We start from the raw sequence: 20,571 nt of genomic DNA, 5'->3' as shown, positions 1-20,571 counted from the left end.
CGCTATTCCCCGAACCCTGCCGGCCCCGTGACTGGCGCCGAGACGCCAGTGTCCCCGGTTACCCGATCCTCCGGTCGAGCCGGAGGATGACGTGGGAGGGGTGGCAAAGGCTGTTCGCACACTGCGCCGGCGTACCGTTCCGACAAGGGCAATAGGCCCCGGCTCAAGGCCGGGGTGACGGGGAGCGGTTTGGCCGGCGAGGTGGGTTCCAACGAGAGCTGGAGCACAGCTCAGTTGTTCCCGGCTCCTATCTCCCCATGTGTCTCCTTACCGGAACCGCTCGCGCCAGGTCGGTACGGTGCTCGCCTGCGTCGCCTCGTAGACGCCGCGGGCAATCGCGCGAGACATGACGGCGGCGGCCGTTGCGCCGATCGCCAGCGTGTCGGCGATTGGGTCGCCGAGCGGCTTTTTCGCGGTGGCCAGCGAGAAGATCAGATCTCCATCGAGCGGGGTGTGCGCCGGCCAGATGGCGCGGGCGAAGCCGTCATGGGCGGCAATCGCCAGCCGTTTCGCCTGCGCCTTCGTGAGCGCCGCATCTGTGGCGACAACCGCGATGGTGGTGTTCTGCTGCGGGCGGGCGTCGAGCTTGGTGCGGATTGCCGCCGCGTCGTCCGGGAGCGTTCCCGGCAGGCCGAGCCCGCCGAATTCTCCATCCTGTTCAAACGGTGCCGCCCAGTAATGCGGGCCGTCGCCGATGGTGACGCTGCCGACGGCGTTGACCGCGACGAGTGCCGCGACCGTGTGGCCGGAGGCGGTGACGGCGGAGGCCGAGCCGAGCCCGCCCTGCAGCGTTGCCGTCGTCGCGCCGAAGCCGGCGCCGGCCGAGCCGAGGGTAAAGCTCTTTGCCGCGTTGCCGAGCGCCTGTTCGCCGAGCAGGCGATAGGGCGGTTCGTCGCCCCAGTCCTTGTCGCCGCCATTCATGAGATCGAACAGGATCGCAGCGGGCACGATCGGAACCGAGACCGGGCCGACCGCGAAGCCGCGCCCTTCGGCCGCCAGCCGGGTCATCACCCCGGACGCTGCCTCGAGCCCGAAGGCGGATCCGCCCGACAGCACCAGCGCGTCGACGGTCTCCACCGTCTGTTCGGGCGCGAGCAGCTCGGTGTCGCGGGTGCCCGGCGCGCCGCCCATGACGTGCACCGAGGCAATCGTCGGTTCCTCGCACAGCACGACCGTGGTGCCGGTGCGCGCGGTCTCGTCCTCGGCGTTGCCGACGAGAAGGCCTTCGACATCGGTGAGAAGGTTGCGGCGCGGTGCGGTCATCGGAGGCCTCATTGTGGTGTGCGTGCGATTAGAGCGCATGGCGGGGAGGTGGGCAATCGAGGCGTTGAGGATGCTGGCTGCGGCATCACGCCCGCCCGTCCGGGGTTGCCGGTCGGCGCCCGCCTTGTGATCATCATGCGGGGTGCGCGTATGTGGCGAATCCGCCCGAATATTGAAGGCTTGTTCCGATGAAACTCTTTGCTGCCGTTATGATTTTTCTCGCAAGCTCCGTTGCCGCGCTGGCCGGGCCGCTTCCCTTCACCGATGGGCGCTATGTCACCGACCGGTCGTTGTGCGGGCAGAGCGAGGAAGCGCTCGTCGGCAAATATGGCGACATGATCGGCATGAAGATGCGCAACATCAACGGCGAAAAGCTCAACAACGCCTATGAGATGTACTGCACGGTCAGCAATGTCGCGCGTCAGGGCGACAGCGTCACCTTCCGCGCCGAATGCAATCAGGAAGGTGAAGTGAACGTCATCAACGGGTCCTACCGCTTCATCTCTGAAGACAGCTTCGCGCTCGGTAGCCGCGTTTTCACGCGCTGCGGGGGTTGAGGGGGAAGCGCTGATTTCGGCGCTCAGTTCGCGATGAAGGGCAGGCCGGCGAAGTCGGCCAGCGCGCGGGCGTTAACAGGATGGCGCTCGCGCAGGATGTGGCGGATTTCGAGCGGCAGTTTGCGATCCTCGAAGACGATGTGGGCGCGTTCGGGAAAAAGGAGCCGTTGGTGCGGCTGGACCACCGCCTGGACATCGGCTAGGTCGCGGATGATGGTCTCGTTGCCGCGCATTGTGAGTTTTTCCCACACCAGCGTGCCAGGGGCCCGGTCGACCTGCACGCGCAGGATGCGAACGTAGTCGACGGAAAGCCAAAGCAGCGCGAGAACCGCCACGTATGGAAAGAAACCCAAGGTGATCTGGTTCCACATCATGTCTACGATGCTCCAGGCGCTCAGCGGGTCTTCGAAAAGGAACTCAAGCCCAATGCGCGCAGCAAGAGTTGCCGGATAGATCGCAAGCCAGAACAGGACCAGGTAGGCCAAATTGTTTCCGGTCACGATCAGGGTATCGCCCTGTTCGGTTCGATCGTCCGACTGCTGCGCTGCCTTTCGGTAGGTGTCTCGCGGCATGGTTTCTCTTTTCGGGCCTGAGTTCCATGAGGTGGGCTGGAGTGTGCCCTGACATCATCCAATCATATCTTGGCAGTTGTATATTTTGTAGTGGCCACGCAAAACGCGCAGGGTGTTTTCTAGTCCCTCGGCCTCACTTCTCAGCTTTTCAAGCTCGCTGAGAGTCGAGCGGATACGGTTGGACGCATTGGCGGCTCGGTGCAGGTTCATAACGGCCATAATCAAACCGCCAATGACTGGCGCCAGCGAGAGCAGTTCAGCAGTGTCCAACCTTCCACCTCGGGAAAGAGAGCGGGCTACATCTTTCGCTTTTGCGACTGCCTTTATCGCACTTCCTAGTGCGCCAAGTGCTGTCGCAATGGCTCCAGCCCCTGCTGACCAAAGTGCGATTTCTCGATCATTACGCAAATGTTCAACGTGCCGGATTGCCGATTCAATGTTGCGCTCGAGACCTGAAAGGCGCGTTTCCGCGTTGCTCATATCAGAGCGGAGTTTCAGGCATTCGACTTGTTGTCGATTTCCTCTCGAATCCACTTGTTTGGTAGCAGCTGTCATTGCCGAGAGGACGTTGTCGCCATATATCCAATTCGCATCTTGCGTTCCTATTTTCTGGATTGCTTGGCAAATTGTATTTGACGAACGTTCCCCGGGAATAATTTCGGAGAGCTGTTTTAAGTATTTGAAGTTTTTATATTTTCATTGTTGGGCGTGGGGACTTGGCGCCACAACAAAAAACCCCGGCGGATTACTCCGCCGGGGTTTTTCGTTTCGTGCCGGTGTTGGCCGGATGGCTCGCTGAGCCTTACTCCGCGGCCACCTCGGGCAGCTCGGCGAGCGAGGCTTCGAGCGCCGCGTGGTCGTAGTCGCGGTCCTCGAGCGTGCCGGCGAAGTAGTCCATATAGGCCTGCATGTCGAAGTGGCCGTGGCCGGACAGGTTGAACAGGATCGTCTTCGACGTCCCTTCTTCCTTGCACTTCAACGCTTCATCGACGGCGGCGCGTACGGCGTGGGTCGATTCCGGCGCCGGCACGATGCCTTCGTTGCGGGCAAACAGGACACCGGCCTCGAAGCACTTGGTCTGGTGCACGGCGCGGGCCTCGATCAGGCCGAGGTCCAAGAGATGGCTGACCAGCGGCGCCATGCCGTGGTAGCGCAGGCCGCCGGCGTGGAATCCGGGCGGCATGAAGCCTGCGCCGAGCGTGTGCATCTTGGCCAGCGGGGTCAGATGGGCGGTGTCGCCGAAGTCGTAGGCGAAGACGCCGCGCGTCATGGTCGGGCAGGCCGCCGGTTCGACCGCGATGATCTGCGGATCGGCACCGCCGCGCAGCTTTGCGCCGACATAGGGGAAGGCGATGCCGGCAAAGTTGGAGCCGCCGCCGGCGCAGCCGATGATGATGTCCGGCTCGTCGCCGGCCATTTCCATCTGCTCCATTGCTTCCATGCCGATGATCGACTGGTGCACGCAGACGTGGTTCAGCACGCTGCCGAGCGAGTAGTTGGTGTCGGGGCTTGTTGCGGCGACCTCGACGGCCTCGGAAATGGCGATGCCGAGCGAGCCGGGCGAGTTCGGGTCCTTTTCGAGGATCGCGCGGCCCGAAGCGGTCTCGGTCGACGGGCTCGGGATGCAGGTCGCGCCATAGGTCTCCATCAGCGCCCGGCGATAGGGCTTCTGATTGTAGCTGACCTTGACCATGTAGACCTTCACCTCGATGCCGAACAGCGAGCCGGCAAAGGCGAGCGAGGAACCCCACTGGCCGGCGCCGGTTTCGGTCGACAGCTTCGTGATGCCGGCTTCCTTGTTGTAGAAGGCCTGTGCCACGGCGGTGTTCGGTTTGTGGCTGCCGGCCGGGCTGACGCCCTCATACTTGAAGTAGATCTTGGCCGGGGTATCGAGCGCCTTTTCCAGGCGGCGCGCGCGGATCAGCGGCGAGGGACGCCACAGCTTGTAGACGTCGCGCACCGGCGTCGGGATCTCGATCTCGCGCTCGGTGGAAACTTCCTGCGCGATCAGCGCCATCGGGAAGATCGGCGCCAGATCGTCCGGGCCGACCGGCTGCTTGGTGCCGGGGTGCAGGACCGGAGCCATTGGCTTCGGCAGGTCGGCCTGAATATTGTACCAGACCTTTGGAATCCGCTCTTCCGGCAGGAAATATTTTGTTGATTCAGACATTGTCGAGAACTCCCTTACGACGTCCCTCCAATTGCAATTGGTAAAGCATCCGTCCGGCCTGTACCAGCGCCGAGCGTGGCGAAAGTTCCGCTGCGACCAATCGCTTTGCAAAAAGCGGTGCGGGTAGGCTGGGAAGGCCCGCGAGCGCGTCTTTCAAGCCATCTTCGAGAAGACGTTTGACGGAATTCAAGGAGCGTCATATCCTGAAATTCGAGAATCTGTCCGAAATATTGAGACACATTGTGATTGACCGATTTTGCCAGATCCTGAAATTCGTTGCCGCGTCGCCGGAGGCGCCGAGTATCGCGGCGGTCGCGCAGGGTCTCGAGCTGCCGCGCGCGACGGCCTACCGCCTCGTCGGTCAGTTCCGCGATGAGGGCATTCTCGAAGCGAGCGAAGATGGCGGGCTGCGGCTCGGCTCCAACTTCGTCTCGATGGTGCTTTCGGCGGCGACCACCTCGCAGGTGGTGCAACTCTTTCATTCGGTGACCGAAGCTGTCGGTGCGGCGTTCGAGGAAACCGGGTTTCTCGGCCGCTATACGGGTTCCGAGGTCGACCTCATTCATGTGACGACGCCGGCCGATAGCCGCCGTGCCCATATCCATCCCGGGCTCGGCCTGCGGCCGGTGCATGCGTGCTCGTCGGCGCGCGCGATCCTCGCCTTTCTCGGCGAGAATGAGATCGAGCGGCTGCTTGCCCGCGATTTCGAACATTTCACCGACCGCACAGTGACGGACCTGGACGGGGTTCGTGCCGAACTCGCGGCGACGCGAGCGCGCGGCTATGCGGTGTGCGATGAGGAAATCGATGTCGGCGTCACCAGTGTCGCGGTGCCGATTTCGGCCGGCGGCTCGGGCGTTGCGCTCAGTGTCGGCGTGGTCGGACCGCGCCGGCGCATTGCCGAGCACGGCATCGAGGCCATTGGAGAAACGCTGAAGACGCTGGTGGCGGGTCTGCCCGTTGCCGCTCTTGGCCAGGCGGCGCCGATCGTGCGCCACGACTGAGGAAAGGACGAACACGAGGCGGCACGCCGGAAAACCGCGGCCGCACTCCAAAAAGATCCGGAAAATCCGGAGAACGGGCCGGAAAACGGCCGTCTAAAGGGGAGGGTAGAATGAAGAAAAGCGTTTTCGCGAACGGATTGCGCGGGGCGGTCTGTGCGCTGGCCTTGCTGGTGGCGCCGCTGGCGGTTCAGGCCGACGAGACCTGCCAGTCGCCCTATATGCCGAAGATCACCGGACAGGAAGATTACGTCTATGTCTGGACGCTCGGCATGGAAGGGATCGGCGACGGTTCAGACAAGCTGGTCACGGTCGACGTGCGTCCCGGTTCCGGGACCTTCGGCAAGGTGATCAACTCTCTGTCGGTGGGCGGCCGCAACGAGGCGCATCACGGCGGCTTCTCGTCCGACCGGCGCTATTTCTGGACCGGTGGGCTCGACACCAACAAGATTTTCATCTTCGACATTCACAGCGATCCCTCGAAGCCGACGCTGCACAAGACCATCGACACCTTCGTCGCCGATAGCGGCGGCGCGGTCGGTCCGCACACCTTCTACAGCTTGCCGGGCCGGATGATGATTTCGGCTCTGTCGAACGACCGCGATCATGGCGGACGTACGGCGCTGGTCGAGTATTCCGACGAGGGCGAATTCCTCGCCACCCACTGGATGCCGACCAAGGAAGACCCGCGCGGCGCCACGATCGCCAGCGATGTGGTCGACGGCTACGGCTATGACGTGCGCGCGCTGATCCGCAAGAACGTCATGCTGACGTCGTCGTTCACCGGCTGGTCGAACTACATGATGGACTTCGGCCAGATGCTGCAGGACCCGGAAGCCATGAAGCGCTTCGGCCAGACGGTGGTGCAGTGGGACCTGCATACCCGCCAGCCGAAGAAGGTGATGAGCGTGCCGGGTGCGCCGCTCGAGATCCGCTTCGCCTGGGGCGCGGACCACAATTACGCCTTCACCAGCGCGGCGCTGACCTCGAAGCTGCATCTCATCTACGAGGACGAGAACGGCGAGTGGCAGGCCAAGGACGTCGCCGATATCGGCGATCCGGCCTCGATCCCGCTGCCGGTCGATATCTCCATCGGTGCCGACGACAACACGCTGTGGGTCAACACCTTCATGGACGGCAAGACGCGGCTGTTCGACATCTCCGATCCGTTCAAGCCGACGCAGATCTACGAGAAGAAGATTGCCGCGCAGGTCAACATGGTCTCGCAGAGCTGGGACGGCAAGCGGGTGTATTTCACCTCGTCGCTGCTCGCCAACTGGGACAAGAAGGGCGACGACAACGAGCAGTACCTGAAGGCCTACAAGTGGGACGGCAAGGAACTGACCGAGGACTTCTCGATCGACTTCATCAAGGAAGGTCTCGGGCGCGCCCACATCATGCGCTTCGGTGCGAATTCGCTCTACAGCAGTTGATGCCTCTCAAATGCTGTTGGGGCCGGGCGTCTTCGGGCGTCCGGCCCCTCCCATCTGATCGTTTTGGGATTTGCCGGGGGGAGCATCGATGAAGGGCAAACGTTTCGTCATCAGCGCCATTGTCATGGTCGGGCTGGCGGCCGGCGTCGCAGCCTTTGCCGCGCGGTTTCAACAGGTCAAGCCGCAACAGCTTGCCTTTGCCGACCTGATTGAGCGTAGCGCGGATTTCGATTTCGAACCGCCGATGGCGGGAAGCTACACCCTGCCGCCGGTCAAGCGGGCGCCGGACGGCGTACTGCTCGATCATCGCGGCGAACAGGCGGCGCTGGCCGAGGTGCTCGGCGGGCGGATTTCGCTGGTCAGCTTCATTTATGCGCTGTGCAGCGACGTGAATGGCTGTCCGCTGGCGACCGCCACGCTCTACGACATCTACGACGCGAGCGAGGGCGCTGAACGGCTGAACAAGAGCGTCCAGCTCGTCACCATCAGCTTCGACCCGAAGCGCGATACGCCGGACGCCATCGAGAGCTATCTCTATCCGGTGCTGGCCGACCCCAAGGGTGCGGGCAAGATCGGCTGGCGCGCCTTCACCACCTCGTCGGAGGAAGTCCTGCGGCCGATCCTCGATGGGTTCGGTCAGGCGGTCGACCGCAGGCCGGATTCCGAGGTCATCAATCACCTTCTGCGGCTCTATCTGGTTGATGCCGAGGGCCGCATCCGCAATGTTTACGGGCTTGGCATGATCGATCCGAGGTTGATCCTCACCGATATCGAGACGCTGATGATGGAACGCCCGCGCGCACTGGCGAAGGTGGGGCGCTAGGCAGGTGGCGGTGCGGGGTTGGAGACGGAAAGCCGGGTTTGTCGCGCTGCTTTATGCTCTGCTGCCGGCCCCGGTCCTTGCTGATGAGGACTGGGCGGAGAGGGCGCTCGCGCGCTCGCTGACGCCGCCGCTCGGCCTGCCGGTGCAGTCGCACCCCGCCGACAATCCGCCGACGAGCGAGAAGATCGCGCTCGGACGCAAGCTTTTCTTCGATCGCCGGCTGTCGCTCAACGGCACCATGTCGTGCGCCATGTGCCATATCCCCGAGCAGGACTTCACCAATGTGGAGATCGCGACCGCGGTCGGGCTTGAGGGCCGCAGCGGACGGCGCAACGCGCCGAGCCTGATCAATGTCGGCTACATGCGTCACTTGTTCCACGACGGGCGCGAGACGGCGCTCGAGACGCAGTATCTCGCGCCACTGACCGCGCATAACGAGATGGCCAATCCGTCGGTCGGCCATGTGGTGACGCTGATCGCCGGGCTGGATGACTACCGGCCGCTGTTTCAGGCGGTGTTTGGGGCGGGGCCGAGCGTCGACCGTATCGGCCAGGCTTTGGGTGCCTATCAGCGCACGCTCGTTGCTGGTGACAGCCGTTTCGACCGTTGGCGCTATGGTGGTGAGGCGGACGCTCTTTCGGCCTCCGAGCAGCGCGGCTTCGCGCTGTTTTCCGGCAAGGCCGGGTGCATTTCCTGCCATCCGGCCGGCGACGACACTGCGCTCTTCACCGATCAGGGTCTGCACGACATCGGCTATGGTTTTGAGCGCGAGCAACTCCGCCAGGGCCGGCTTGGCGGCACGGTGCCGGTAGAGGTCGCGCCGGGCGTTCGTCACGATGTGCCGCGCGCCATCATCGATGCCGTATCGTTGCCGGCAATGCCCGATGTCGGGCGTTATGAGGTGACGCAGGATCCGGCCGACCGTTGGGTGTTTCGAACACCGTCGCTACGCAACGTGGCGGTGACGCGGCCCTACATGCATGACGGGGGAATCACCTCGCTCGACGCGGTCGTCGCCTTCTACAATCGCGGCGGGGCGCCTCACGAGGGCCAGGATCCGCGCATCCGGCCACTCGGCTTGACGGAGCCGGAGATACGCGATCTGGTTGGGTTTCTGACAACATTGACGTCTGCCGGACGGGACCGTCTCGTCGAGGACGCCCGCGTGGCACCGCCGGATAACTGGAACGATTGAATCTGCCTCGCCGTTGCGGCGAGATCATTGATTGCCGGCGGGAAGTCCTTCCCCCGGTCCCAAGCGAAGAAGGGAAGAAACATGGACGTTCGTGCAGCAGTCGCTTTCGAGGCCGGCAAGCCGCTTGAGGTCACCACGGTGCAGCTCGAAGGGCCGCGGGCGGGCGAGGTGCTGGTCGAGATCATGGCGACCGGCGTCTGCCACACCGACGAATTCACCCGCTCGGGCGCCGATCCGGAAGGGCTGTTCCCGGCGATCCTCGGTCACGAGGGCGCGGGCATCGTGCGCGAAGTGGTGCCGGGCGTCACCTCGCTGAAGCCGGGCGATCATGTCATTCCGCTCTACACGCCGGAATGCCGCGAATGCGATTACTGTCTCAACCCGAAAACCAATCTGTGCCAGGCGATCCGCACCACGCAGGGCGCCGGCCTGATGCCGGACGGCACCTCGCGTTTCTCGCTCGACGGCAAGCCGATCCACCACTACATGGGCACCTCGACGTTTGCCAATTTCACCGTGCTGCCGGAAATCGCGCTCGCCAAGATCCATCCCGACGCGCCGTTCGACAAGGTCTGCTACATCGGTTGCGGCGTCACCACCGGCATCGGCGCGGTGATCAACACGGCCAAGGTGGAGCCGGGCTCCAATTGCGTCGTGTTCGGTCTCGGCGGCATCGGCCTCAACGTCATTCAGGGCCTGCGCCTCGTTGGTGCCAACATGATCGTCGGCGTCGACCTCAACAACGACAAGAAGGCCTGGGGCGAGCGCTTCGGCATGACCCACTTCGTCAATCCGGCCGAGGTCGAGGGCGATCTGGTGCCCTATCTGGTTGACCTGACGAAGGGCGGTGCCGACTACACGTTCGAATGCATCGGCCTGACCAAGACCATGCGCCAGGCGCTCGAATGCTGCCACAAGGGGTGGGGCGAGAGCATCATCATCGGCGTTGCCGGCGCGGGACAGGAGATCACCACGCGGCCGTTCCAGCTCGTCACCGGCCGCTCGTGGCGCGGTACGGCGTTCGGCGGCGCGCGCGGGCGCACCGACGTGCCGAAGATCGTCGACTGGTACATGGACGGCAAGATCGAGATCGATCCGATGATCACGCACACCATGCCGCTCGACGATATCAACAAGGCGTTTGACCTGATGCATAGCGGCGAGTCGATCCGCAGCGTCATTCTCTACTGATATCGGGGTGTCCGGGATGCGGCGCCCGGTGCGGCGTGTCCCGGATCCGCAAAGGCATTGCGAAAGGACACGGGATGAAGATGTATGTTGGCGCGCTCGCCGCGGCATTTCTGGCGATGATGATGGCGGTGCTGCCGGCTGCGGCCGATCCGGTCGGGCGCTACACGGTCGTCGGCGACAACCCGGACTCGGGCGGCAAATACCGCGGTACGGTGCAGGTCAGCCGCACCGGCAAGACCTACAAGGTGGTCTGGAAGATCGCCGGCACGACCTATGTCGGCACCGGGCTTGGCGCCGTCATTCGCGATGGCAAGTTCAACATCGGCGCGGCGGAACCGTCCGACAGCATCCTGTCGGTCGGCTACGTCTCCGGCCGGACCTTTGGCATGGCGTTCTATATCGAACAGCCGGACGGAAGCTGGGAAGGCGTGTGGACCTATGGCGGTAGCCGCAAGGTCGCGCGCGAGCAGTGGTTCCGCTAAGGCCGGCCCGACACCGCCAATCCTGATCTGATCCGCGCGGCGGAGTTTTCTCCGCCGCGGTCCCAGCCAATATCCCGACATCCTCGGAGATCGACATGGAAACCGTTTCGCAAAACCGCTGCTTCGGTGGCACGCAGGGCGTCTACGCCATCGACAGCGCCGAGACCGGCACGCGGATGGAGTTCGCCGTCTATCTGCCGCCAGCTGCCGAGAAGGGTCCGGTACCCGTGCTCTGGTATCTGTCGGGGCTGACCTGCACCTGGGAAAACGTGACGGCGAAGGCCGGCGCGCAGCGCTGGTGCGCCGAGCATGGCATTGCCTTTGTCGCACCCGATACCAGCCCACGCGGCGAGGGCGTGCCGGACGATGCCGATGGCGCCTATGATTTCGGTCTCGGTGCCGGCTTCTATGTGGATGCGCTGCAGCCGCCGTTTGCCGCCAATTTCAGCATGTATTCGCATATTGTCGACGAGTTGCCGAAGGTCGTTGCCGAGGCGTTTCCGCTCGACATGGCGCGGCAGGGCATCACCGGCCATTCGATGGGCGGGCATGGCGCGCTGACGATTGCGCTGAAGAACCCGGACCGCTTCCGCTCGGTCTCGGCCTTTGCGCCGATCGTTGCGCCGAGCCGTGTGCCGTGGGGCGAAAAGGCGCTCACCGGCTATCTCGGTGAGGACCGGGCGCTTTGGGCCGACTACGACGCGTGCGAGCTGATGGCGGCGCGCGGCTGGGCGCGGGACATCCTCGTCGATCAGGGCGAGGCGGACAATTTTCTTGAAGTGCAGCTGAAGCCTGAACTGTTCGCCGAGGCGTGCGCGGCAGCCGGTGTCGACCTCACTCTCCGCCGTCAGCCGGGCTACGACCATTCCTACTATTTCATCTCGACCTTCATGGGCGATCATGTTCGCTGGCATGCGGAGCGGCTCGCCGGCTAAGGCCGGGCTGACACCGCTTTCCGTTTGATCGATTTCAAGGTGCGATCACCGTCGCGCCCCTATGACTCCTGTTCGAAATTCCAACTCTCAACAAGCAAGGACCGACCCATGGCCGACAGCTACAAGGCACAGAATGCCAACCTCATCGCCAACAACAAGCTGCTGCGCGAAGAAATCCCCGATGTGATGAAGGCGTTCGGCGCACTTGGCGGCACCGCCTATCCGGACGGCGCCCTGTCGCGCAAATACAAGGAACTGCTCGCCATGGCGATCGGCATCGCCATCCGCTGCGAGGGCTGCATCGCCTGGCATGTCATGGAGGCGCGAAAGAATGGCGCGACGCGTGCGGAAGTCGCCGAGGCGATCGGTCTGGCGATCCAGATGGGCGGCGGCCCGTCGGCGGTCTATGGCGGCAAGGCGCTGGCCGGCTATGACGAGTTCGGCGAATAGGGCGTAGTCTCGAACCAAGGGTCCGCCCTGGCGGACAAACAAAAAGGCCCGGCGAAACGCCGGGCCTTTCCGTATCTGGTCGGGGAAAGCCGATTACTTCAGGTAATCGTACTTGCCGTCCTTCCATTCGTAGAACACGTAGCCCGGCAGGGTGACGTCGCCCTTGTCGTCGAACGACAGGTTGCCGAGAACGGTGTTGAACTGACCGTCGTTCAGCGCCTTGACGACGTCGTCGTAGTCGGTCTTGCCAGCAGCGGTCGCGGCGGCGGCCCAAGCCTGGATCGCGGCGTAGGTGTACATCACGTAGCCTTCCGGCTCGACGCCCTTGGCGCGGAACTTCTCGACCAGCGGGGCCGCGTCCGGGTTCTTGCGCGGATCCGGCGAGAAGGTCATCAGGGTGCCGGCACCGGCGTCGCCGGTGATCGACCAGTACTCGTCGGTGACGAGTGCGTCACCCGAGACGAGGACGGTGTCCATGCCCTGGTCGCGCATCTGGCGGACCATCAGGCCGGCTTCGGTGTGATAGCCACCGACGTACAGGACGCCGATGCCTTCGGCCTTCAGCTTCGACACGAGCGCGGTGTAGTCCTTTTCACCGGCGGTGTAGGCTTCGTACATGTCGGCCTTCTTGCCGGCTTCTTCCATGTACTTCATGGTTTCGTCGGCGAGACCCTTGCCGTAGGCGGTCTTGTCGTGAACGATCGCGACCTTCTTGTCGGCGAACTTCTCGGCAAGGAACTTGCCGGCAACCTGGCCCTGCTGGTCGTCACGACCGCAGACGCGATAGGTGCCCGGGCCCGGACGCTCGTCGGTGAACTTCGGGTTGGTCGAAGCCGGCGAGATCTGGATGATGCCTTCTTCGGCGTAGACGGCGGAGGCCGGGATCGACGAACCCGAGCAGAAGTGACCAGCCATCAGGGCGATGCCTTCACCGGCCATCTGGTTGGCGACCGCCACGGCCTGCTTCGGGTCGCAGGCGTCGTCGCCGATCTTCAGCACGAGCTTCTCGCCGAGGACACCGCCATTGGCGTTGATGTCTTCGACGGCCTGCTCGGCGCCGGCCTTCATCTGCGCACCGAACGACGCATACTGACCGGTCATCGGACCGGCGGTCGCAATGGTGATATCCGCCCACGCGGCGCTGGAAACGGCCATGCCGAAGGACAGCGCAACACCTGCCAACAAAGCTTTTTTCATTCTGAGACTCCCTTGCGAAATTGTTTCGCACCTCTGAAGTGATAGGCGACAGTGCCCACTGCGGGCCATTCTGCCCCCTTTTAAGCGGAAATGATACCGGCAAGCGGGACCACTTCCGAAGCGATCGGGCCGGCTCGCGCTAGCCCGTGACCCCCGGCTTGTTCCGCCACGTAAATGGCGAAGATTTTTCATACATCCAGCTGTACTGGGTGACCATCTGCGTCGTGCGCGCCACGCGCCAGCTGATCAGCGTGATGGCGAGAAGCACGATGAAGTCGACCAGCCAGTAGTGCACCGACAGCAGCGTTCCCTCAAACAATGCGAAGCTCAGGAAACGGTCGGCGCAGGCGAGCAGGGCGCTGAACCAGAAGATCTGAAAAAACGGGCGCCAGGTTACCGCGACCGCGCGTCCGGTCATCCATGCCGCCCCGCCGACGATCGCGCAGGTGAACAGCAGGAAGACCCAGAAGGAATTTTCCCAGATGATACCCATTTCGGTCTCCGTTTCACGGGCCGTACCGCCGGCATGGGCGGGATCGTGCCCGGGATATTTGGGGCCGGCGGCGGCGATGTCCCCGCGCCGCCGGCCGAAATGCTAGTGAGCGCCGCCTTCGAGATAGGCTGCGCGAACCTCTTCGCGGCTCAACAGCTCCTTGCCGGTGCCGGTCATGGTGATTTCACCATTGACCATGACGTAGCCGCGATGGGCGAGTTTGAGCGCGTGATAGGCGTTCTGCTCGACCAGGAAGACGGTCAGGCCTTCGGTCGCGTTCAGTTCGCGGATGACCTCGAAGATCTGCTTGACGATGAGCGGCGCCAGACCGAGCGAGGGCTCGTCGAGCAGCAGCAGCTTTGGCCGTCCCATCAGCGCGCGGGCGATCGCCAGCATTTGCTGTTCGCCGCCCGACAGCGTACCGCCACGCTGGCTCTGGCGCTTCTCGAGGATCGGGAAGAGGGCGAAGACCCGCTCCAGGTCATGGTCGAAAGTGCTCAGGTCGGTGACGGCCGCGCCCATCTGGAGGTTTTCCATCACCGTCATGCGCGGGAAGATGCGCCGGCCTTCGGGCGATTGGGCGATCTCGCGGCGCATGATCTCATGCGTCGGCAATTGCGTGATGTCTTCGCCCTGATAGACGACCGAGCCTTCGCTGGCATGCGGGTTGCCGCAGATCGTCATCATCAGCGTTGATTTGCCGGCACCGTTGGCGCCGATCAGGGTGACGATCTCGCCTTCGTGGACGTCGAGGTCGACGCCTTTCAGCGCGATGATCTTGCCGTAGAAGGTCTTGACGCCGCGGACGGCGAGGAGGGGGGCTTTCTCACTCATACGCCGACCTCTTTTTCAACGTCATCAACTTCGTCGTCGTCGACGCCCAGATAGGCGGCGATCACCGCCGGGTCGTTGCGGACGTGGTCCGGCGAACCGTCGGAAATCTTCTCGCCGTAGTCGAGCACGACGACGTGGTCGGAGATCTCCATCACCACCGACATATCGTGCTCGATCAGCAGCACCGAGGTGCCGTGTTCCTTGCCGATATAGCGCAGCAGATTGTTGAGATCGGCGCTTTCCCGCGGGTTGAGGCCGGCGGCGGGCTCATCGAGGCACAACAGCTCGGGCTCGGTGCACATGGCGCGGGCGATCTCCAGCCGGCGCTGGTCGCCGTAGGGCAGATCGGCGGCCGGGTCGTCGGCGCGCTCGATCAGTCCGGTATGCTCGAGCCAGTACTTGGCGTGCTCGATGGCCTGCTTCTCCGCGTTGCGGTAGCGCGACAGGCCGAACAGGCCCGCGATCGAGAACATCGAGGCGTCCATAAGCTTGTTGTGCTGGGCGACCATCAGGTTCTCCAGCACGCTCATGCCGCCGAACAGGCGGATGTTCTGGAACGTGCGGGCGACCTTTGCCTCGCGCGAGATCATGAAGTCGGGCATGCGCTCCAGCAGGTACGCGTCGCCGTCATGGTGGCGCATATCGAGGCGACCCTCGGTCGGCTTGTAGAAGCCGGTGATGCAGTTGAACACCGTCGTCTTGCCGGCGCCGTTCGGGCCGATGAGGGCGGTGATATCGCCGCGGCCGACCTCGAAGCTGAGGTCGTTGATGGCCAGGAGGCCACCGAAGCGCATGGTGAGGTGTTCGACCCGCAGCAGCGGGTTGTTGGCCCAGGCGTTCATCCGTGGCCCTCCGCAATATTCTCGGCGCCGATGGCCTTGGTTTTCACGAGGGCGACCGTTGGTTTGCGCGTCGAGATGAGACCGCGCGGCTTCCAGATCATGATGAAGACCATGAGCAGGCCGAAGATCAGCATGCGGTATTCGGCGAAGTCGCGGAAGAACTCGAAACCGCCGATCATGACGACGGCGGCGATGGCGACGCCGATCTGGCTGCCGAGGCCGCCGAGCACGACGATCGCCAGGATCACGGCCGATTCCATGAAGGTGAAGGATTCCGGCGAGATGAAGCCCTGGCGGGTGGCGAAGAACGAGCCGGCGAAGCCACCGAACATGGCGCCGATGGAAAATGCCGTCAGCTTGGTGTTGGTGGTGTTGATGCCAAGCGACCGGCAGGCGATGTCGTCCTCGCGCATCGCTTCCCAGGCCCGCCCGATCGGCAGCTTGCGCATGCGCAGCGTGAAGGCGTTGGTCAGAAGCGCAAGTGCCAGGATCAGGTAGTAGAAGAATATGATCCGGTGCATCGACGAATAGTCGAGGCCGAAGATGTCGGCGAAGCCGCCTTCACCGCGTTTGAAATCGATGCCGAAAAACGATGGGCGGGGAATGCGCGACACGCCGTCCGGGCCGCCGGTGAAGGTGTACCAGTTAAGCAGCACGACGCGGATGATCTCACCGAAGGCAAGGGTGACAATGGCGAGATAGTCGCCGCGCAGGCGCAGCACCGGGAAGCCGAGAATGATGCCCCAAAGAGCGGCGAGGAAACCGGCCAGCGGCAGGCAGATCCAGAATGCCCAATCCATCAGGGTGGGGCTGGCGATCCCCATCTCGACCAGCATCGGGAAGAAGCGCGTCGACAAAAGCCCGTAGGAATAGGCGCCGACGGCATAGAAGGCGACGTAGCCAAGGTCGAGCAGGCCGGCGAGACCGACCACGATGTTCAGGCCCCAGCCGAGCATCACGTAGGTGAGCACAAGGATCGACAGGTCGAGCAGGTAGCGGTCCGTTGTCGGCAGGAACGGGAAGGCGAGGGCGACCAGCAGGGCGACGGGTACGACGAATTTGGCGAACCGGCTGAAATTCGACTGTTTCGGCACCAGGCTACCGATCACGGAGGTGACCGGCGTGTCGGTGTTCCACACGAACATGCTGAGGAGCAGGCGGCCGAAGAACACGGCGACGACGGCGATGGCGACGATGTCCCAGCGCTGGGTCAGTTCGAGGCCGCCGAGCTTGGTCTCGGTCTTCAGGCCGATGATCGGCGCGGCCATGGCGAGTGCGATCGCAGCCGCAATCGCCGACTCCTTGACCGAAGCGGCCAGTTTGGAAGGTGCTGCGCTCATGCGATCAGACCTTCTCGACTTCAGGCCGGCCGAGCAGGCCGGAGGGCAGGAAGATCAGCACGATCGCAAGGATCGAGAAGGCCGCAACGTCCTTGTATTCGACCGAGAAGTAGCCGGACCAGAAGGTCTCGATCAGGCCGATGAGAAGGCCGCCGAGCATGGCGCCGGGCAGCGAACCGATGCCGCCGAGCACGGCTGCGGTGAACGCCTTCACGCCGGCGAGGAAGCCGATGAAGAAGTCGATCACGCCGTAATAAAGCAGGAACATCAGGCCGGCGACGGCGGCGAGCGCGGCGCCGAGCACGAAGGTCAGCGAGATCGTGCGGTCGACATTGATGCCGAGCAGGGCGGCCATCTTGCGATCCTGTTCGCAGGCGCGCTGGGCGCGGCCGAGCGAGGTGCGGGCGATCAGCAGCGAGAAGCCGGTCATCAGCACCACGGTGGTGACGATGATCAGGATCTGGATATTGGAGAGCTGGACCGCGAACAGGCCGTTCTCGGTTTCGGTCTCCATCAGCGTGATGCCGCCGGAGATCAGCGGCTGCAGCGGCTTGACGCGGGCGTCCTGGGTGATCTGCACATAGTTCTGCAGGGTGATCGACATGCCGATGGCGGTGATCAGCGGCGCCAGCCGGAACGAGCCGCGCAACGGCCGATAGGCGATCCGCTCGACCGTCCAGCCATAGACCGCGGCAAGCAGCATGGCGACGATCAGCACCAGAACGAGGGCTATGAACAGGACCCCGATGCCGGTGGACGCCGTCAGGCCGAGCCCGACGATGGCGATCAGCGCGATGAAGGCGCCGATCATGAAGATGTCGCCATGGGCGAAGTTGATCATGCCGATAATGCCGTACACCATCGTGTACCCGATCGCGATCAGTCCATAGATGGACCCGAGCGCAACCCCATTGATCAGCTGCTGCAGGAAATACTCCATATCCCCACCTGTTCCCCGAGAGCAGGGCTCCGCCCGGTTGGGCGAACGCGAACTGCTCGAGCTCTGTAGGATCGACTGACATTGCACGCCGTTTGCTCTCCGCCGACGCGTGCCAGTCTGTTGGTCGGGACATCGGCAGAAAACCGTATCCCGTTAGTCCTTTCGTCTAGCAACTCCTTTCGCCCGAAACAATCGCTTACCGCGGTCGCACGCCGAAAAAAGGTGCAAATGTTCGTTCGCCGACCAATTCCCGCAAGCGCCGGATTTGCCTGCCATTTTGTCCGAGGCAGCCCGGGTCGATTGTGTTTTTCGGGAAAAACGCTCGCCCCTATGGGCTTTTGCGCGGGCGGCCCTACATGGCAGAAAGCGTGCGACGCCTCCGGGCGGCGGACGGAACACTGTGCGGCGCTCACCGGAACGTGATAGTACGGATGCCGGCGCGTGGACATTTTGGCGCGTTTTGCTTGGCGACGAGGTGCGTATGACAGGAGCGGTCATGAGGCAGGTGGAACGGACGGAGGCGGCAGTCGACCGGCAGACCTTCCGTGACGCGATGAGCCGATATGGCGGCTCCGTTCACGTCGTGACGACCGACGGGCCCGCGGGGCGCGCCGGGATCACGGTGACGGCAGCGTGCTCGGTCAGCGACGCGCCGCCGACGGTGCTTGTCTGTGTCAACCACGGCAGCCCGGCCAATGCCACGATCAAGGCGAATGGCTGCTTTTGCATCAACACGCTTGCCGCCGGGGCCGAGCCGATTGCCGATGCCTTTGCCGGGCGCGGCGGGCTTTCGGTCGACGCCCGTTTCGGGCTCGGTGTGTGGGATGTTCTCGAGACCGGTGCGCCGGTGCTTTCGGCTGCTCGTGTTGCCGTCGACGTGCGGGTCGACCAGGTCGTCGAGGCCGACACCCATTCGATCATCATCGGCCGGGTCGTCGATGCGACGCTCGGCGATGAGGGCGGCGCGCTGCTCCATATCGACCGCGAATACCGCACGCTTTAATCCGCGTTTTCCTTTTCGTTCTAGCCTACACGCGTCCTTGATTGGACGATGCCTCCGGCTCGCCGCTATTGCGGGTCAGGTTAAGCGCGATATCTGGCGTGGACAGCGGAGTGAGAGCGGACATGGCGGTTTTTAAGACGCAGCACGGCGCGATCACCGTGAAGACCTGGGGCTACCAGCTTCAGGGGCGCAATGGTCAACCGCTCGATGCCGATGTGCTCGCCAACAAGCCTCACGACCTCATTGTCATGGACTTTTCCTCGTCCGGTCTCGACCGCGACCGGTTCTCGGCGGCCGAGATCGATCGCATCCAGGACGGCCCGGGCGGCAAATCCGTGGTTGCCGCCTATATGTCGATCGGCGAAGCGAGCGACTTCCGCAGCCACTGGCGCGACAACTGGACGAAGGTTCCGAGTAACTGGACCGAGGATGACGGGCCAAAGGCGTCGTTTCCGCTGACCAACAAGGCGCCCGACTGGCTCGGGCCGAGCAATCCCGACTGGCCGGAATCGCGCAAGGTCCGCTATTGGGACAAGGACTGGCAGGACGTCATCTTCAACGATGGCGGCACCGGCTGGCTCGACAAGATCGTCAAGAGCGGCTTCGACGCCGCCTATCTCGACATCGTGGACGCCTACTACTACTGGGGCGTTGAGGTGTTGGAGGACAATTCCGTCCCCAATTCGCAGCACCATGCCGGCGATCCCGCCAATGTCGAGGAGGCGGCGGTGCGGATGATGCGGTTCATCGTCCGGCTCACCGAGCACGCGCGCGAGACCAATCCGGACTTCTTCGTCATCCTGCAGAACGGCGCGTTTATCATGGCCGATGCGGGTGACGGGCACGGTGCATTGAAAGCCCGTTTCCTCAATGCGGTCGGGGCGATCGGTGTCGAGGATACCTACTACCGGGGCAACAAGGACGAGAACAACGCGTTCCGGCCGGACAACGAAACGATCCAGATCCTCAAGGAGGATTTCCTCGGCAACGGCAAACCGGTGTTTGCCGTCGACTATGTCAATCAGGCCGACAAGGTCGAGAACTTCCAGGCGGAAGCGACCGGTGACGGGTTCATATCCTATGCGGCGCCGACACGGGAACTCGATCGCATGGGGCCGCAGGTCGATTACAGCACCAGCCCGTCGAACGGGTTCGACGTGCTCAACGGCACGGGTTCGGGTGACGCGCTCAACGGACTCGGCGGCGACGATCTCATCATCGGCAAGGCGGGTAACGACCGGCTCGTCGGTGGAACCGGCGAGGACAGTCTTAGAGGCGGCGATGGTGCCGACACGCTAAAGGGCGGCGGTGGCGGCGATGAGGCCTCCGGGGGACGCGGCAATGACCGGATCTTCGGCGAGGACGGACGCGACCTTCTCAACGGCGATGGCGGAAACGATCTGCTGCGCGGCGGCGCGCGCAACGACACACTGTCGGGCGGCGCGGGCCATGACACGCTCACCGGCGATGGCGGCAACGACCGCCTGTTCGGCTTCGCCGGCAACGATCTGCTGCGCGGCGGGACAGGTGCCGATACGCTGAAAGGCGGCGCCGGGCGCGATACGCTTGTCGGTGGCGGTGGAGCGGACAGCCTTGAGGGCGGGACGGGGGGCGACACCTTCGTCTTCGTGCGCAATGGCGGGCGCGATCGGATCACCGACTTTCAGGACGGCATCGATGTGATCGACCTGACGGCCTTCGGCTACGGCTCAATTGCCGCGGTCAAGGCCGACGCCTTCATGAAAGACGGCGACGCCTATCTCGTTCTGCGTTCGGGCGCGACGGTGATCGTCGAGGACACCAAGCTTGCGGATCTGACCGCCGCCGATTTCCTGATCTGATCGATTCTG

21 protein-coding genes are annotated in these 20,571 nt (G+C 63.6%); 11 read left to right on the top strand and 10 right to left on the bottom strand.

Translation table 11 applies throughout. From position 1 onward, the window contains the following. Nucleotides 1-267: 267 nt before the first annotated feature. Complete coding sequence (locus C0606_11855) at nucleotides 268-1,263, bottom strand: peptidase T4 (protein ID PLX37187.1); 996 nt, start codon at nucleotides 1,261-1,263, stop codon at nucleotides 268-270. A gap of 188 nt (nucleotides 1,264-1,451) precedes the next feature. Here C0606_11855 and C0606_11850 point away from each other — a divergent pair, with 188 nt between their 5' ends. Next, a complete protein-coding gene (locus C0606_11850) occupies nucleotides 1,452-1,820 on the top strand; it encodes a hypothetical protein (GenBank protein ID PLX37186.1) in 369 nt (122 codons plus the stop codon). Between the two features lie 23 nt (nucleotides 1,821-1,843). Here C0606_11850 and C0606_11845 read toward each other — a convergent pair whose 3' ends face one another. The 3 genes from C0606_11845 to C0606_11835 all read right to left on the bottom strand — a co-directional run bounded on the left by C0606_11845 (nucleotide 1,844) and on the right by C0606_11835 (nucleotide 4,562). Then, complete coding sequence (locus C0606_11845) at nucleotides 1,844-2,392, bottom strand: hypothetical protein (protein ID PLX37185.1); 549 nt, start codon at nucleotides 2,390-2,392, stop codon at nucleotides 1,844-1,846. A 54-nt stretch (nucleotides 2,393-2,446) separates the two neighbouring features. Further along, nucleotides 2,447-2,662: a hypothetical protein gene (locus C0606_11840; protein ID PLX37184.1), complete on the bottom strand. Its 216-nt coding sequence runs from the start codon at nucleotides 2,660-2,662 to the stop codon at nucleotides 2,447-2,449. Nucleotides 2,663-3,194: 532 nt separating this feature from the next. Beyond that, nucleotides 3,195-4,562: a TrpB-like pyridoxal phosphate-dependent enzyme gene (locus C0606_11835; protein PLX37183.1), complete on the bottom strand. Its 1,368-nt coding sequence runs from the start codon at nucleotides 4,560-4,562 to the stop codon at nucleotides 3,195-3,197. 176 nt (nucleotides 4,563-4,738) lie between these two features. On the opposite strand from C0606_11835, the gene C0606_11830 reads away from it, so the two are divergent. The 8 genes from C0606_11830 (at nucleotide 4,739) to C0606_11795 (ending at nucleotide 12,072) form a co-directional block, all read left to right on the top strand. After that, nucleotides 4,739-5,566 (top strand): IclR family transcriptional regulator, encoded by an 828-nt coding sequence (locus C0606_11830; GenBank protein PLX37182.1) that lies wholly within the window; start codon nucleotides 4,739-4,741, stop codon nucleotides 5,564-5,566. 110 nt (nucleotides 5,567-5,676) lie between these two features. Beyond that, nucleotides 5,677-6,996 (top strand): selenium-binding protein, encoded by a 1,320-nt coding sequence (locus tag C0606_11825; GenBank protein PLX37181.1) that lies wholly within the window; start codon nucleotides 5,677-5,679, stop codon nucleotides 6,994-6,996. A gap of 88 nt (nucleotides 6,997-7,084) precedes the next feature. Further along, nucleotides 7,085-7,819 carry an SCO family protein gene (locus C0606_11820; GenBank protein ID PLX37180.1) on the top strand — a complete coding sequence of 245 codons (735 nt, stop codon included), beginning with the start codon at nucleotides 7,085-7,087 and terminating at the stop codon, nucleotides 7,817-7,819. Between the two features lie 4 nt (nucleotides 7,820-7,823). Then, entirely contained in the window at nucleotides 7,824-9,014 is a 1,191-nt protein-coding gene (locus C0606_11815; protein PLX37179.1) for a methylamine utilization protein MauG, read from the top strand. Nucleotides 9,015-9,095: 81 nt separating this feature from the next. Further along, nucleotides 9,096-10,205 (top strand): S-(hydroxymethyl)glutathione dehydrogenase/class III alcohol dehydrogenase, encoded by a 1,110-nt coding sequence (locus C0606_11810; GenBank protein PLX37178.1) that lies wholly within the window; start codon nucleotides 9,096-9,098, stop codon nucleotides 10,203-10,205. 80 nt (nucleotides 10,206-10,285) lie between these two features. Further along, nucleotides 10,286-10,687 carry a hypothetical protein gene (locus C0606_11805; GenBank protein ID PLX37334.1) on the top strand — a complete coding sequence of 134 codons (402 nt, stop codon included), beginning with the start codon at nucleotides 10,286-10,288 and terminating at the stop codon, nucleotides 10,685-10,687. 89 nt (nucleotides 10,688-10,776) lie between these two features. Then, complete coding sequence (fghA, locus tag C0606_11800) at nucleotides 10,777-11,622, top strand: S-formylglutathione hydrolase (protein PLX37177.1); 846 nt, start codon at nucleotides 10,777-10,779, stop codon at nucleotides 11,620-11,622. Nucleotides 11,623-11,730: 108 nt separating this feature from the next. Further along, nucleotides 11,731-12,072, top strand: a complete 342-nt coding sequence (locus tag C0606_11795) for an alkylhydroperoxidase (GenBank protein PLX37176.1) — start codon at nucleotides 11,731-11,733, stop codon at nucleotides 12,070-12,072. A gap of 93 nt (nucleotides 12,073-12,165) precedes the next feature. Here C0606_11795 and C0606_11790 read toward each other — a convergent pair whose 3' ends face one another. The 6 genes from C0606_11790 to C0606_11765 all read right to left on the bottom strand — a co-directional run bounded on the left by C0606_11790 (nucleotide 12,166) and on the right by C0606_11765 (nucleotide 17,718). Then, nucleotides 12,166-13,269, bottom strand: coding sequence for a branched chain amino acid ABC transporter substrate-binding protein (locus tag C0606_11790; GenBank protein ID PLX37175.1), 1,104 nt, complete (start codon nucleotides 13,267-13,269; stop codon nucleotides 12,166-12,168). Nucleotides 13,270-13,408: 139 nt separating this feature from the next. Continuing rightward, nucleotides 13,409-13,762: a hypothetical protein gene (locus C0606_11785; GenBank protein ID PLX37174.1), complete on the bottom strand. Its 354-nt coding sequence runs from the start codon at nucleotides 13,760-13,762 to the stop codon at nucleotides 13,409-13,411. A 102-nt stretch (nucleotides 13,763-13,864) separates the two neighbouring features. Beyond that, nucleotides 13,865-14,596 (bottom strand): ABC transporter ATP-binding protein, encoded by a 732-nt coding sequence (locus C0606_11780; GenBank protein PLX37173.1) that lies wholly within the window; start codon nucleotides 14,594-14,596, stop codon nucleotides 13,865-13,867. Next, on the bottom strand, nucleotides 14,593-15,438 hold the full coding sequence (locus C0606_11775; GenBank protein PLX37172.1) for an ABC transporter ATP-binding protein: 846 nt from the start codon (nucleotides 15,436-15,438) through the stop codon (nucleotides 14,593-14,595). The genes C0606_11780 and C0606_11775 overlap by 4 nt, the downstream gene beginning before the upstream one ends. Continuing rightward, a complete protein-coding gene (locus C0606_11770; GenBank protein PLX37171.1) occupies nucleotides 15,435-16,778 on the bottom strand; it encodes a branched-chain amino acid ABC transporter permease in 1,344 nt (447 codons plus the stop codon). Before C0606_11770 ends, C0606_11775 begins: the two co-directional genes overlap by 4 nt. A 4-nt stretch (nucleotides 16,779-16,782) precedes the next feature. Continuing rightward, complete coding sequence (locus C0606_11765; GenBank protein ID PLX37170.1) at nucleotides 16,783-17,718, bottom strand: branched-chain amino acid ABC transporter permease LivH; 936 nt, start codon at nucleotides 17,716-17,718, stop codon at nucleotides 16,783-16,785. 496 nt (nucleotides 17,719-18,214) lie between these two features. On the opposite strand from C0606_11765, the gene C0606_11760 reads away from it, so the two are divergent. Both C0606_11760 and C0606_11755 read left to right on the top strand, forming a co-directional pair. After that, a complete protein-coding gene (locus C0606_11760; GenBank protein PLX37169.1) occupies nucleotides 18,215-18,721 on the top strand; it encodes a 4-hydroxyphenylacetate 3-monooxygenase in 507 nt (168 codons plus the stop codon). 122 nt (nucleotides 18,722-18,843) lie between these two features. Then, on the top strand, nucleotides 18,844-20,562 hold the full coding sequence (locus tag C0606_11755; protein PLX37168.1) for a hypothetical protein: 1,719 nt from the start codon (nucleotides 18,844-18,846) through the stop codon (nucleotides 20,560-20,562). Nucleotides 20,563-20,571: the final 9 nt, after the last annotated feature.

Source organism: Hyphomicrobiales bacterium (assembly GCA_002869065.1).
Taxonomy (GTDB): Bacteria; Pseudomonadota; Alphaproteobacteria; order Rhizobiales; family Rhodobiaceae; genus Rhodobium.
Note: the sequence above shows the minus strand (reverse complement) of the source record. Positions and strands in the feature narration are given on the sequence as shown.

What these genes read in the sequence shown, in the direction of transcription:
- C0606_11855 (PLX37187.1), bottom strand. Translation starts at nt 1,263, where the DNA reads ATGACCGCACCGCGCCGCAACCTTCTCACCGATGTCGAAGGCCTTCTC.
- C0606_11850 (PLX37186.1), top strand. Translation starts at nt 1,452, where the DNA reads ATGAAACTCTTTGCTGCCGTTATGATTTTTCTCGCAAGCTCCGTTGCC.
- C0606_11845 (PLX37185.1), bottom strand. Translation starts at nt 2,392, where the DNA reads ATGCCGCGAGACACCTACCGAAAGGCAGCGCAGCAGTCGGACGATCGA.
- C0606_11835 (PLX37183.1), bottom strand. Translation starts at nt 4,562, where the DNA reads ATGTCTGAATCAACAAAATATTTCCTGCCGGAAGAGCGGATTCCAAAG.
- C0606_11825 (PLX37181.1), top strand. Translation starts at nt 5,677, where the DNA reads ATGAAGAAAAGCGTTTTCGCGAACGGATTGCGCGGGGCGGTCTGTGCG.
- C0606_11820 (PLX37180.1), top strand. Translation starts at nt 7,085, where the DNA reads ATGAAGGGCAAACGTTTCGTCATCAGCGCCATTGTCATGGTCGGGCTG.
- C0606_11810 (PLX37178.1), top strand. Translation starts at nt 9,096, where the DNA reads ATGGACGTTCGTGCAGCAGTCGCTTTCGAGGCCGGCAAGCCGCTTGAG.
- C0606_11805 (PLX37334.1), top strand. Translation starts at nt 10,286, where the DNA reads ATGTATGTTGGCGCGCTCGCCGCGGCATTTCTGGCGATGATGATGGCG.
- C0606_11795 (PLX37176.1), top strand. Translation starts at nt 11,731, where the DNA reads ATGGCCGACAGCTACAAGGCACAGAATGCCAACCTCATCGCCAACAAC.
- C0606_11790 (PLX37175.1), bottom strand. Translation starts at nt 13,269, where the DNA reads ATGAAAAAAGCTTTGTTGGCAGGTGTTGCGCTGTCCTTCGGCATGGCC.
- C0606_11785 (PLX37174.1), bottom strand. Translation starts at nt 13,762, where the DNA reads ATGGGTATCATCTGGGAAAATTCCTTCTGGGTCTTCCTGCTGTTCACC.
- C0606_11780 (PLX37173.1), bottom strand. Translation starts at nt 14,596, where the DNA reads ATGAGTGAGAAAGCCCCCCTCCTCGCCGTCCGCGGCGTCAAGACCTTC.
- C0606_11775 (PLX37172.1), bottom strand. Translation starts at nt 15,438, where the DNA reads ATGAACGCCTGGGCCAACAACCCGCTGCTGCGGGTCGAACACCTCACC.
- C0606_11770 (PLX37171.1), bottom strand. Translation starts at nt 16,778, where the DNA reads ATGAGCGCAGCACCTTCCAAACTGGCCGCTTCGGTCAAGGAGTCGGCG.
- C0606_11765 (PLX37170.1), bottom strand. Translation starts at nt 17,718, where the DNA reads ATGGAGTATTTCCTGCAGCAGCTGATCAATGGGGTTGCGCTCGGGTCC.
- C0606_11760 (PLX37169.1), top strand. Translation starts at nt 18,215, where the DNA reads ATGAGGCAGGTGGAACGGACGGAGGCGGCAGTCGACCGGCAGACCTTC.
- C0606_11755 (PLX37168.1), top strand. Translation starts at nt 18,844, where the DNA reads ATGGCGGTTTTTAAGACGCAGCACGGCGCGATCACCGTGAAGACCTGG.